This window comes from Brotonthovivens ammoniilytica, assembly GCF_025566885.1.
Classification (GTDB): domain Bacteria; phylum Bacillota; class Clostridia; order Lachnospirales; family Lachnospiraceae; genus Brotonthovivens; species Brotonthovivens ammoniilytica.
The window spans coordinates 279377-293585 of the sequence record NZ_JAOQJQ010000003.1 but is presented as its reverse complement, the minus strand read 5'-3'; the positions used below and the strand labels follow the sequence as shown (position 1 = coordinate 293585).

The following is a 14209-nucleotide window of genomic DNA, read 5'->3' as shown; positions in this document are numbered from 1 at the left end:
ATTCACTAAGTCTGCACCTCCGGGTGCTTTTGTCTGAAGATAGTAGTCAAGAATTGTACACTTATCTTTACTTCTTTTGGAAATATCTGCTCCGTGATCAAGAAAAATCTGACACAGGTCTGTATCATCCTCCCAGGCACTGTAAAAAAACACAGGATAACCATCACTGTCGTATAGATCGGGGTCTGCTCCGGCTTCCAGCATTCGTCCGACCATATAATGATCAATTCCATGATACATTCCTATTCTTAAGGGATTGCTCTCATATTTCCCATTATTCGTTCGCTGACGATATTCTTTGGAAAAATAATTGATGTCTGCTCCCTGTTCAATTGCTTCTTCTAACGGCTCATGCACAAAATTCGTCATTGCCATTGCCAGTTTCCCCTCTGCTGTGTCCGGGAATTCATTCTTTAAACTCCCGCATCCGGAAATACAAAACACAATAACAAGTGCAAATACTGCTATTATTTTTTTCATATGCTCACCCTGTTTCTCCGCTTTATTCAGCGAAATGATAAAAGGCTTATCTAACTAAAAAAAGAACGATTTCCATCAACACAAGGGGAACAAACGCCGGTATAAAAAATACCCATATCGGCTTCCAATATTTTATTTGTTCCCGACCAATGATTCTGTTTTTGGCAATTTCTTCCGCGGATAACACTTTTTCTTCTCTGGAAAGCTGATCCCAGGACTTTTCTCCCAGTACATAAAAATTTCCCCTGCCGCACCAATTGACGCAGTGTCTTTTCCCGGCCCACACTGCAAAAAATGTCAGGAAAATTAATCCAGCAAAGACAAAAATCTGCTGCCAGACAGGTTTTATAATAATTCCCAAAATACAGGAAATCAAAACTAATATAAATGAGGTCTCCCACTGACAAAACATATAAGTTGGAATCTCCCTTTTCCATGACTTCCTGCGAAATACACGAGTTATCACCGCAAAAGGTATCAGTATAATAATTATTACAAACAAAAAGTTCATAAATACATGATAGGAAAATGTATCCAAATAAAATAAGTAATTCATAGTTATTTCCCTTCTGACAGCTATTTTACTCTTTCTGTGGCTATACCGCCTTCTTAGCAGTGCAAATGCGCAGACCAAGAAGGCGGAAATAAAATGAGACTTAAATTTCCTTTCGCTCGTTTAATAATTTGGGGTGGCTCACTCCTCCTTGGAATGAGCAAAATATTCCGTTAAATACTCCAGAATATGATTACTGCCTCCCATTTCCTGGTAATATTTATACTGCGCCTCCGTGATCGCAACACCATGTTCCGTTAAAATTTTTATTATATCAAAATCACCGCCCTCAAGTGCAGCATCCATACCAATTTTCCCAAGTTTCTTAAGATCTGTTCCGGCTTCTATCATAAGCTTTACCTCATACGGAGTACCATATCTGCACGCAATTTCAAAAGGATAAGTGTCATCTGACATCCGGCTGGGATCGGCCCCATTCTCTAACAATAACTTTGCCATCTCATCATTGTCACGATACAGCGCCATTAACAATTCAGCAGCACCTTTCGACGGCAGCTTTTTTAAATCACATCCGCTGCTTAAAAAATATTCCATAACCGCAATAGCATTTTCCTCAGAAACGCTCTGCAGCTGACTGTCTGTGAGTTTTTTCAAATCCACATACCCTTTATCACACAATAATTTTATCAGTTCCAAATCATCATTAGAATATGCTGCATACAATATCTCATCAAGTTCATTTTTGTCTAAAACCATTCCATCAACGATTCTTGATACAGTCTGCACATTTCCATTCCAGGCTGCTATAGAAAGCAGAGAATGCGGTTCTCCATAACTTTGAGAAAAGTCGATTTCTTTTTTTTCAAGAATTTTCACTGTTTCTTCGTTTCCATAGGTCACAGCTGCAAACAGATCTGCGGATACCAGCTTTCCGGATTTTTTCAATAATTCATTTCCTTCCGTAAGCTTCCCTTCAAAATATTTCCGCTGTAATTCAGAAACACAGTTTTCCTGATCCTCTAGTTTCGAATACAGAAGTCCCATGACATGATAAGCTCCCTGCTCCTTTGCGTATTCCATAGTCTGACAGTCTACTTTCGCACCATGGTCCAGCAGAATCTCCACCATAGTTTTCTTTGCAAAACCAAAGCAATTCTCATAAAAATAATCCAATCCACCTTCACAAAAATAATAGTCAAGAGCAGACATACCCTCCTTACCTTCCAGAGAAATATCCGCCCCATACTGCAGAAACAGCTTTACCAGTGCTTCATCGTCTTCCCATAAACCATAAAACATCAATGGATAGCCATATGCATCATAAGCGTTTACATCGGCCCCGGATCTCAGCATATACTCTGCCGAATATAAGTCCATAGAGCCAAACATTCCTACTCTCATAGGATTTCTGTCAAATTTTCCGTTCTCCGTCCATTCTCCATTATCTCTGGCAAACCAATTCAGATCTACGCCCTCTTCTACTGCTTCTTTTAAAACTTCATGTTCTCCTGTCTCCATGGCTCGTTTTAACTTGTCTTCAGCAGAAAGTTCTCCTGTATAGACACCACAGCCGGGAAGGAATAGGCAGCTCATAATTACAGTTAATAAAATTCTTTTTGCTTTACATTGTTTCTTCATATCGTTCTTTCACATATTCCCAAGTATGATTATTATCCAGTGATTTGCATTCTTCTGCATATAGATAACACTCTTCCGTTATTTCTACTCCATTTTCATACAAAATCTTTACAGCGTCTAAATTTTGAGCCCACACGGCAGTCTTCATTGCTTCCTCACCCATTAATTCTAAATCTGCACCGTGCTCTAATAATATATTGATATTTTCCGGATCCGACCACGAACAGCAATCTACCAGCGGATATGAAACTTCATTCTTTACATTTGGATCTGTCCCATTTTCCAGCAAAAATTTCAGCATACCATCATTTTCCGATTGAATAGCTAAAACTAATGCCTGGTTCCCGATTTCCTTATGTTCCGGTAACTTAAAGCCATGTTTTATTAGACATTCCAGAACACTTTCTGCATTTTCCCATACGATTATCTCGATTTCGCTGCCTGAAATATTTGAAGCATCTACCCACATTTCTTCACACAAATAATCCATCAAAACGGCATCGTCATTTTGATAAATTCCCTGCAGGAAATCCTGGATATCAATTTTAGATTTGTCAGTTTGTTCTAACATAGCCGCAACAGTCTCCAAATTCCCGTTATATACCGCTGTCGTCAAAATAGATGCCCTATTTTCTCCTTTTTCGTAAAAATCCGTTCCTTTTTCCTCTAAAATCTGAATTGACTCTGCATTACCATAAACAGCGGCAAGATACTGATCCGTTTCTTCCAATTTTTCATTCGATTCCAATAATTGATTTCCCCGATGGATATTTCCTTCCAGAAAGCACCGTTTAAGCTCCGTATTGACAGCTTTCAGCGATCTTTAACGTTTGTCTGCTTACCTTAGCGCTCTCGTCCAAATACAGCTTTACCAGATTTTTTCTGCTTAAATAAATTCCCGTTTCATTGGTTTCTAAATAATAGTCCAAAATGGAATCACCCTGCTTATTTTTTAGAGACACATCTGCACCATAAGATAAAAAGAGCCGGCACAGAGCTTCATCTTCATTCCATGCGCTGTAAAAAACCAATGGATAGCCTTCACAATCATATGCATTGGCATCTGCTCCAGCTTCCAGCATTTTTTTGACTGTATAACGGTCAACCATATTATACAATCCAATTCGCAATGGATTGCTCTCAGATTTCCCATTATTCGTTCTCCGGCGATATTCTTTGGAAAAGTGATTTAAGTCCACGCCCTGCTCAATACTTTCCTTTAAAGTTTCATGCAGTGAAAATTCCATAGATGCCAAAAGCTTTTCCTGTGCCTCATCTTTCTCTGAAGGGATTTTTAATTCACATCCCTGTAAGAATAAAAATAGTAAAGCAACAAATAGTATTATATATTTTTTCATAGATCACCCTATTTCTCTGCTTTATTCAATGAAATGATAAATGGCTTATCTAAATACTGTACCGCCTTCTTAATAGCACTAATGCACAGACTAAGAAGGCGAAACCAAAATGGATCCTGCACATCCCTACATCAATTCAATAATTTCTTTTGCGATCTCTTCATCACATATATTGATATCCCACTCCAAAGAAATTCCTGCCAAAAGCTCTCCTTGTCCGAGAGGATTATTTCTGACTTTCATACACTTTTTTCACAAATTCCCAGGTGTGATCATTCTTATAAATACCAGCTTCTTTTGCATCCTTATATGCGGTCTCTGAAATTTTCACGCCGTGCTCTGTTAACCATTTTACAGCATCCAGATTTGCACATACAACAGCGTCCTGCATTGCGGCTTCTCCACACTTATCTAAAACTGCACCATAGGACAGCAGTTTCTCCATCGCTTTGGGATCCCCTCCCTGACAGCTTTCAATCAGCGGATAACCAAGTTCCCCATCTTCATTGGGATCAGCGCCATTTTCTAATAATAAATCCAGCATCTCCTCCCGCTCAAACATAATTGCCCTGTTTAACGTCTCGTTAGATGCCCCTGTGTGATCTGAAAACCGATATCCGTTTTGAAACAGATAATTCATGATCTCTCTGGCATCTTTTACCGCAATCGTTCCGATATCTTCGTTAGAAATATCTGTAACACTAAGCCATTCTCTTTGACACAAATATTCAAATAAAACTGTATCGTCATTTTTAAATACGATTTCCTTCAAATCGCCCAGAGTTACATCTCCTCGTTCTGCCTGCTGAAGCATTTCCGATGCCGTTTTGGCATTTCCATTGTAAAAAGCCAAAAATAATAAAGACGGTTTTGAATCGTTTTCCTGGTCAAAGGAAATTTCCCGGTTTTTTACCTTTAAAATCTCAATCGTTTCACGATTCCCGTATACAGCCGCAAGATATGTATCCTCCTGATCCGGTATCAGCGTCTGTCTCAGCAGAGCATTCCCCTCCTCTATCTTTCCCTCCAGATAAGCTTTCTGCAGCTGGGAAAAATCATCCAATTCATTTTGAGGAGCATGATACAATAGATCGAAAATATGATAGGCTCCGGTTTTTTCTGCCAGTTTCCAGGTATTTTTATCTACAGGAACTCCCTGCTCCAAAAGCAGCTGTACAAACTTTCGATTCACTAAGTCTGCACCTCCGGGTGCTTTTGTCTGAAGATAGTAGTCAAGAATTGTACACTTATCTTTACTTCTTTTGGAAATATCTGCTCCGTGATCAAAAAAAATCTGACACAGGTCTGTATCATCTTCCCAGGCACTGTAAAAAAACACAGGATAACCATCACTGTCGTATAGATCGGGGTCTGCTCCAGCTTCCAGCATTTCTTGAACCAGATAATTTTCAATCATATTATACAATCCAATACGCAACGGATTACTCTCAGATTTCCCATTATTCGTTCTCCTGCGATATTCTCTGGAAAAGTGATTTAAGTCAACGCCCTGCTCAATACTCTCCTTTAAAGTTTCATGCAGTGAAAATTCCATAGATGCCAAAAGCTTTTCCTGTGCCTCATCTTTCTCTGAAGGGATTTTTAATTCGCATCCCTGTAAGAATAAAAATAGCAAAGCAACAAATAGTATTATATATTTTTTCATATGCTCACCTCAACCGATAACACATATTCCCTTGAATACTCACGAACTATACGACGTCTTCATTTTTACAAAAATTTCATTATTTACAAACAGCATTCCTCCAAAAAAACTAAAAGAACTATCAAGAACATTATTTGAATTTCTTGTGCTTTTAATATTCACCTATCTCTCATTCCCATTTTTCTTCCATTTAATTGTATAAATTCTTCCTTTTTGAGATATTTCACAATTTTTTAGATTTTTCTTACCTTTGACAAATGCAGCTTTTTGAGAATTTCCTATTGAAGTATTCGGAAAATATATTTTAGAAACCATTATTAAATTGTTCCGGTGTTGATACCCCCAGACAAATCCATTTTTCCACCACGTATTTTCTGAAATTGTCGAAAACAAACGCTGGTTTTTCTTATTATATAATGAAAATGACATCTTTAACGGATATTTTTTGGCACATGTATAGTGTCCACCAGAACCGCCGCCTTTTTTATAATAAACTCCTATTTCTGCCCCATATAACCTGGTAAACCCATATGAGCCTTTCCAAAATTGAAATCTCCACCAAATTTTTGAATTATATTCTATTATTTTATTATTAGACAAATTACATCCTATCATTCCGGATAATCCATCATACATATCATTATATCCCGCTAATGATTGTGGTGAACGCTTCCCCCAATAATATATTGTTTTACCATTCCGGTAATACCAGCCTCCTAGATACTTGTTAACCATTTTTTTAATTGTTTTAAATGATGGTAAACTTCCTGTCTCATCAACATAATTTACCGGATCATTTTCACAATATACAAACAAATTATAAGAACAATTGTATATATCCGGATTAACTCCTAGATATAAAATATTGTCCATATTTAAAAACCTTCCGGCAGATGCGTCATAATATCTGCTCTGCAGATAATAAAGATTTGTCTCCACATCCTGATAGTATCCTCTGTATCGGAATAAATTTAAATCCCCTATATTATCATTTGTATTATTTGTTACTTTAACTAACTCGCCATATGCATCATAAACATATTCCGCCACGCAGGCCGCTGACTTATCACCTAATTCATATACAGCGGCTATATTCCCCTGTACATCCTGTTCAAATATATATGTTTTTTCGGCAATCCCGCTTCCGGATAATTTAAAGCCAATTATATTATAATTACCGTCGTACAAATAATCAAATACCAGCTTTTTTTGTCCGGTTGTTCTTGTTTCCCGTAAGAGCGCATTTCCGTCCCAGATATAGTCATAGGTTGTACTAATATTTCCTGCTTTTTCTGTTACTTTCTTTTGTGTTCTTAATCCGGTTACGTCATACTTATACACGACAGAATATTCAGGATTTTCTGCTGTGTTTAAACGTCTCCCATTTTTCCAGGTAAACTTCAAATCATTGAGCCAATTTATCGGATTTCCAAGTTTATCAAAGGAAATAGATTTTTTTACACCATTTTCGGTATATCCTGCAATCTTATCACGCCAGACAGCATCATATGTAAACGAACCTGTTTTCACAAGCTTGCCTGCCTTATCATATTCCTTTTTACTAACCCTATTGCCATTTCCATCATATTCATATTTCTTACTTGTGCCTGAAAAGCTGTTTTTCTCGCTGGTTAATTCACCTTTCGTATTATACTCATATTCTGCACTATAGTTTTTAGCTGTACTGTTTCCATCTGAATATGATATTGACGCAATATTTCCCCAGGTATCATATTTGTATAACAGCTTTCTGTTATTTTTCAAACTCAAGCTAAGCTGATTTGTTTCTAAAACCTGTTTATTTTCTAAAATCAAATTATTCTTGAATTTTATCACTTTTGAATCATTTTTCGAATTTGAGTCTGTCTGCTCCTCTACAGATAAATCTGTATCTATAACGGATGTTTTCTTTGTTGATGTATCAGAGCCGCTTTCCGTATACGCAACGCTATGCTGAACATTCCCAAAGGAATATGTTCTCCTTTGATCTCCGGTATCAGAATCCTTCTGCTTATTTATTTTAAATCCATTGCTTGCAGTAATCCCGGCTACTTCCCCTTGGGAATCATATTCATATGTATATTGAACATTATTTTCATTATCCTTTAACTTTTGAACATTTCCCTGAGAATCATACGCATATTCATAACTATAAGCTGAGGCTCCGTCAATCTTAACACCTTTTAACGCCTTCTCTTTGGATACATTCCCGTCTGCATCAGTTACATTAATCTGAGTATAATCATATGTTTCTCCCTGATTATTGGCAAACCAGGCCTTTGACTGATAAGTATACGCATCTTCACCCGTTCCTGTAACAGCAAATGAATTACTAATTAAGTTCACTCCATTTACAGATACAGATAATAGATCACCATCATCATTTCTGTTTATAGTATATCCTAATCCATTATAAGCTGCAAAATTTACTTCATCATTTCCATCATATGTACTGGTTACTACGTCATATTTATTATTCCCATAATTACGCAAAAGTCCTATTTGCTGCTTTTTAGAATCATAAAAATAATATTCTTGAACTTTTCCATTCTTTTCCGTACTCCGCTCAATTTTTCGAATTAAATCACTGTAGGGATTATACCAGTAAACAAACGTCAAACCTTCCTCTGTTTTAGATATTTTATGCTCATAAATATTATTATTCTCTATAATACTATAAGATACTGCTGCTCCATTACCGGTATTGGTCTTTAAAGGTTCCTTATCAGAAGAATCATTCACACCGTCAAAATCAGTGTCCGGAAGATATGGATTTGTTCCAAGCTGTTTCTCCTTGCTGTTTAGCACTCCATCTTTATCGTTATCACCGTCAGCCGTGTATATGGCCGGACTGGTTCCTAACACAGTCACTTCATAATAATCATCAAAACCATCTGTATCAGAATCTGCTGATGTTTTATCACTTCCAATCTCCCACATCTCATAGCCATCCAATAGCTGGTCGCCGTCCGTATCAATCTCTTCATTCAGATAAACATATTCTTCCGCAATATTTTCTGCAGCACGCTGTTTTCCTGAAATAATATCCGGCGATTCCTCCTTTACTGCAACTGCATCCATAGCAACCAGTTCATCTACATCTTCTTCTGAAATAGATGCACCCAATTCCTGCTCCTGTGTCTCGACATATTCATCTAATGCTGTTTTTCGTAAACTTTGTACATTAGACAACCGTTTACTCCCATCTTTATAGGAAGCTACAATTCTATATGAAACATAATCTTTCATTTCCGGGACAGAAATCACTTGCTGTCCTGTAGTATTGGTACCTATCTTCTTAAATGTATTTCCATCCAAACTCTCATATATGTCTGCTGATGTAATCACACTATCTGCTGACCCACTTGATGAATTACCTGTATCCCAAAATAAATACCAGTCATCCGTAGGATTTTCTTCATTTTTATCCGCAGACACAATTAGAGTACCATCATAAACAGCATTTTTTATATTGTACCATCCTGCCTTCACCGGATTATCATAAGAAATATTTCCTGCTTTATCTCCTATCGCCACATAAATATCATATACTTTCTCTGCATTGATTTTAGAGTCTATTGGCACCTTTACTGTAAGATTATTGTCCTTATATGAAAGAGCTGTAACCGGAGTATAAGAGGTCTTTGCCGGTCTGCCTGCACCGCCTGCAGAAACTGCATAGTACACCTTATCTGTATCAATTACCTCTGATAATCCATACAAAGATATTAAAACATTGGTACCATCGTTTGATCTGGTAACTGTTTTTGCTTTGGGTGCCGTATTATCATAATAATAATCCATCCCTGCGGATGTTTTATAATTCCCCGCTTTGTCATAAGCCCTTAAAAAAATGCGATATGTTCCGGTCTTTTTAAAATCTGACGCCGGAAGTGCTGCACTGCCTTCTTTTGCCGTGCTTAATTTTTTCCAGGTAGTCCCCTTATCTATAGAATAATACAGGTCCCTGAAATTTGTATCCGTTACTTTCCAGCTCATGGTCGGTAAACTTTTAGAATAAGCGGATGCCGATGTTGCCGGTGATACGGAATTTTTATCAAATACCGGATTGGTGCTGTCAATTACCACATTCACGCCTTTAGCAACACCTTTTATTCCACCTTTATCTACTCCCCGGACATAAATGCGGTACGTACCATCTGCCCAGCTTCCCAATGTTACATTGGCAGAACCGGAACCGGTTGTTCCGATTTTAGTGCTGGATGAATAATTTACCAAATTATCTTCCGCACCACTTTTTTGTATCCGGTATTGTACATAGCTTAAATAGGACGTATTAATACCTGCCCAGGTAACTTTCGTTGTCCCGCCCTTTTTGATATAATTTGGACTGGCGCTGACAGAAGTCGCTGTTGTCGGGCCATCTACATAATTCACAACCAGAGTGGGACGCTTACCTGCAGTGGTAAAACGAACGCCATAAAATTTAGCATATTTTTTATTTGCTTCACTGGTACTCTTCATCATGATCCCATAATTATAAGATCTTGTTCCGTTACACAGCTCCTGAACAAATTTTGTCATGTTCATAGTAACTTTATTTCCTATGGTTCCGGTACTTTTACAGGTTCCAAGCACTGTGGAGCTAATTGTAGGCTGATTCGCCCAGGTAGCGGAGCTGTTAGCTCTGGTAGACGTTAAAGCATAAGAGTTTACTGTTACTCCTGAATCTCCCCCTGCCTCATACATATTCAACACTGCACTGGTCACACACTTTCCGTCCAGTGTCTTTTTCAAATCATTTAATTTTATTAATGATCTGAGTTTTAACCCGCTGTGGTTCTGTCCTGCAAAAAATGCCTGTGAAGCCGCCGCATAAAAATTACTGTTTTTATGTGCGCCATCTGCGATATAAACATCATCTATTTTTGCACTGCCGCTCCAGGTAGCCGTTGGATCAATTATAACAGGATACTGAGCCTTATCTAAATAACCCTGATCTACTATCATGGTAAGAAGATAGCGGCCGTCGTCTTTAGATTCAATATCATAATATATATCCTCACTATAAGCCTCCTGTGTGGCATCATTCATATAGGGCGCTTCAATAACAGCCGCAGGATCATCCGTATCTCCTGCACGGTATAGCTCAATCTCTTTTGTTTCTTCATTTATCAGCGGCTCAAGACCATTTAACTGAAGATAATAGCGAAATACATTTCCTTTTGGTTTTTCATTTAGGACTATCGTCTCTTTTACCCCATCCGTATTGGAAATATATGATAATTCCAGACTTTCATCTTTTGTTTCATATACGGCGCCGACAACTGCCGGTTCTTCTTCATCATAAATATCCGTATAATCTTCCTTAACTGCCTGTACTTTTTCATATTCTCCGGCCATGCCAAATACATTATTGTCCTGGTCTGTTACCGGCTGAAGCTCAATAGCCATCTTTCCATTTTCCAGTAAAAGCGGAGTATCCGGATCCAGTTTTTGAGGAAGGTAATGTTTCATATCACCTTCTGTATTTTCGTATGTATATCCTTCCAGACTTCTCTTTTGTTCAGAAACTTCTTCTGTAATCTGAGTTAAAGTAGGATCATAATCTATCAGCTCTCCACTCTCATTCTCATATCTGACATCCCCTGAGTGAATTACAAGCTGCTTTGTTCCATCTGCCAGCTGATAGCTGGTAGTGTCCTCTGTTCTCTCTTCAGACACTTCCACTTTTGTTTCTTCCAGCTGCTTTTGATATTCTATTTCCTGCGCCATTACTATTCTTCCATCCAGCAATGGTGTTATGTTAAATCCTGTAAAACAAACAGACGCTGCTAGACTACAGGAAATCCCACGTCTTAAGTATTTTTTTGTATTTTTCATAATCATACCTGTCACTTTCTGTTGTCTAATCTACTTTGTTACAATAGAACTGTAATAGTTTTTAGTTTCTCTGGTATTTCCCCTGATTGCAGTAACAACAGCTTTTGCCCTGAATTTTCCTGCTGTAATCAGCTTTTTCCTGGAAAAACTCAAACGCGCTCCTGTTGTTGATTTCGTTGTGCTTTGAACCACCGTCCATTTTCCGTTTTTATACTTCTGCAAAGATAGTGTAACAGTCGCCTTATCTGTTCCTCGAAGTATTACATTACAACTGGACTCAGCGGTCATTCCACTGATCTTTAAACTGCATGTTGTACTGTTTAATCTGGCAGAAATACTATTTTTACCACTGCCGGCTGCCATTGCAGACATTGTTACCAGCAAAAATACGGTCACACAAACTAATAAAAAAGAAATAACCTTCCGCATTTCATTCACCTCCTATACATACAAAACACGAAAAGTTATTTCAATTTGTGACAAAAATAGTGCACAATTTTATTTTATTTTTTTGTAACTATTAACCAATTCCCATTAATCAAAAGCCCACAGCTTCCTTTTGATTACCCAGACTCTCCACGTACTTTAAAAATCCCCAGCGCTTCCCTTTACTCTTTCATTTCATTGATCATTTTTATGATCTCTTCTTCTGACAATGACTCCGCATATATAACATTCCATATATCACGTTCTGTCCAGAAACACTCATGCCATCCGTCTTCGGTAACTCCAATTAAAACCTCATTTCCCCGAATCAAAACAGTGTGCGACTCTACAAATTCGTTGTCTCTGGCAGTTGTTATATTGTCGGACATTTTTACCTGCATAAATATAATCTGCATCCCTTCCTGATTCGCAAATTCTCCGCTGTATGAGTCTTCACTGTAGTCTTCATCCTTTAACTCATATCCCCCGGGCAGATACAAAAACTGTTTAAAAACCCCCCCACCGTTTCCTTCCACAGAATAACGATCCTCCACATAATCCTCGTATTCTTTATGTTCTATTAATTTTAGTCTAAAGTTAATGGCCGCCTTTACTCCCACAGATAATGCAGCACTTACGGCAAACAACAGCAGCACAATCATTGCCACCCTGCGCCCAGCGGACATATATTGAAAATGCAGTTTCGGATATCTGCTCTGACGGAGTAATTTTTTCATTTTTTTTCGAAAACTTCTGCTGGGAAGAAAACCGGGATCCGGCTGATCCAAAATTTCATTTAAAAGTTCTTGATCGGCTAACGGTACATAGTGATACAATAACTCATCATTTACTTTCATCTTACAGCACCCCCTCTTTATTCAATATTTCCTCCAGTTTTTTCTTCCCCCGGGAAATACGTTTCCGTACAGATTCTTCTGTAATTCCAAATATAGAGGCAATTTCTCTGTTTTCATATCCGCTGCTGTATTTCAGCAAAAATATATCCCGGTACAAAAGAGGCATATTTTTTATTGCAAGAATAATCTGATTCTCCTCAGGCAATTCATAGAAATCTACAGTTCCCCCTGACGGCACCTTCCAGTCCTCCATCTCATCAAAGGATACGAAACTCTCTTTTTTCTTCTTTCTGAGCATATCTACCGCCGTATGTTCCGTAATTGTTAATACAAACCTTTTTTTGCAATAATCATCCATACTTCTAATTTTGTCCAGATGCCTGATAATTTTCAAAAAAGAACTGTGTACCGCATCCTCTGCCGCCATCTGCTCCTTCAACATCTTCACCGCCGTATAGAGCATGAGCCTGTGGTACTTTTCATATAAACGTTCCATCTCCGTTTTTTCAGACTCTGTTTCCAGTATTGCCGCATAAAATATAAGCATTTGTTTTCCCCTTTTACACAATAAATGCAATCCGCTTTCACCTCTGCACCCTGTCACTTATAATTTACTTTTATAATACCACATATCAAAAAAAACGGCCACATACAATCTTTTGATCATACATCGCCGCAACTTTTCAGCTTCTGCAAAGAATAATTCAGTCCAGACTGACAGTTCAACATACATGCCCCATGCAACTGCTCCGGTTCCATTTATAATGCCTATATGTAAGCTTACAGTCTGCACTTAAATACTCTTTTACGTTTCCTAATACATTACCTTTATAGCCCCGTGTCTGCTGTATCTGATGCCGTGAAAGTCCCCACTTTCATTTCAGCCCAAAGCCGCTATCCCTTCCCCAAGTTAATACCAGCCGTCAGCTTTTCCTGCGTCAGATATGCCTGTCTTTACAGCGCTTTTCCATGATACAGTACTCTCAACATTTTACCTGTATCCCCGCACATACATACCTAACGGCTCTTTACAGCACTATAATATGTATGTGTTTCTTTTTTACCGTTTTTCACGGTTGTAACTTTTACCTTCGCACGAAACTTCCCGGACACAATCAGCCTTGATTTCTTAATAGATAACGTATTATTGCCGGTGGTTTTTGAAGCACTCTGCATTACTTTCCACTTTCCGCTTTTGTACTTCTCCAGATACAGCGTTGCAGTTGTTTTTTCTGCTCCGCTTACAATGACACTGCAGGTTGACGTTGCTTTTAATCCACTGATGGTCAGTCCGCAATGTACATTCTGTGTACTGGCCGGACTGATCTGAGACTCCGAAGCCATGGCAGGCATAACAGCCAGTGCCAGCACCGTCACACACAGAATGATAACAGAAATAATTTTTTTCATGTCTTTCACCTCCTCC

11 protein-coding genes are annotated in these 14209 nt (G+C 38.2%); all 11 read right to left on the bottom strand.

Annotated features, from left to right (window positions below; translation table 11 throughout):
• On the bottom strand, positions 1-480 hold a 480-nt coding region (locus OCV88_RS09370), incomplete at its 3' end, for an ankyrin repeat domain-containing protein (RefSeq protein ID WP_262591102.1).
• A gap of 46 nt (positions 481-526) precedes the next feature.
• The gene (locus OCV88_RS09365) at positions 527-1036 is read right to left on the bottom strand and encodes a hypothetical protein (RefSeq protein ID WP_158425244.1); all 510 of its coding nucleotides are present in this window, start codon (positions 1034-1036) and stop codon (positions 527-529) included.
• Positions 1037-1174: 138 nt separating this feature from the next.
• On the bottom strand, positions 1175-2632 hold the full coding sequence (locus OCV88_RS09360) for an ankyrin repeat domain-containing protein (RefSeq protein WP_158425243.1): 1458 nt from the start codon (positions 2630-2632) through the stop codon (positions 1175-1177).
• Complete coding sequence (locus tag OCV88_RS09355; RefSeq protein WP_158425242.1) at positions 2616-3380, bottom strand: ankyrin repeat domain-containing protein; 765 nt, start codon at positions 3378-3380, stop codon at positions 2616-2618. Before OCV88_RS09355 ends, OCV88_RS09360 begins: the two co-directional genes overlap by 17 nt.
• A gap of 43 nt (positions 3381-3423) precedes the next feature.
• On the bottom strand, positions 3424-3990 hold the full coding sequence (locus OCV88_RS09350; RefSeq protein ID WP_158425241.1) for an ankyrin repeat domain-containing protein: 567 nt from the start codon (positions 3988-3990) through the stop codon (positions 3424-3426).
• A 226-nt stretch (positions 3991-4216) separates the two neighbouring features.
• Positions 4217-5656, bottom strand: coding sequence for an ankyrin repeat domain-containing protein (locus OCV88_RS09345; protein ID WP_158425240.1), 1440 nt, complete (start codon positions 5654-5656; stop codon positions 4217-4219).
• A 162-nt stretch (positions 5657-5818) separates the two neighbouring features.
• A complete protein-coding gene (locus OCV88_RS09340) occupies positions 5819-11500 on the bottom strand; it encodes an RHS repeat-associated core domain-containing protein (protein WP_262591099.1) in 5682 nt (1893 codons plus the stop codon).
• Positions 11501-11530: 30 nt separating this feature from the next.
• Positions 11531-11929: a hypothetical protein gene (locus OCV88_RS09335; protein ID WP_158425238.1), complete on the bottom strand. Its 399-nt coding sequence runs from the start codon at positions 11927-11929 to the stop codon at positions 11531-11533.
• Between the two features lie 179 nt (positions 11930-12108).
• Positions 12109-12783: a DUF4367 domain-containing protein gene (locus tag OCV88_RS09330; protein WP_158425237.1), complete on the bottom strand. Its 675-nt coding sequence runs from the start codon at positions 12781-12783 to the stop codon at positions 12109-12111.
• Position 12784: 1 nt separating this feature from the next.
• The gene (locus tag OCV88_RS09325; RefSeq protein WP_158425236.1) at positions 12785-13330 is read right to left on the bottom strand and encodes an RNA polymerase sigma factor; all 546 of its coding nucleotides are present in this window, start codon (positions 13328-13330) and stop codon (positions 12785-12787) included.
• A gap of 470 nt (positions 13331-13800) precedes the next feature.
• The gene (locus tag OCV88_RS09320) at positions 13801-14193 is read right to left on the bottom strand and encodes a hypothetical protein (protein WP_158425235.1); all 393 of its coding nucleotides are present in this window, start codon (positions 14191-14193) and stop codon (positions 13801-13803) included.
• Positions 14194-14209 lie beyond the last annotated feature (16 nt).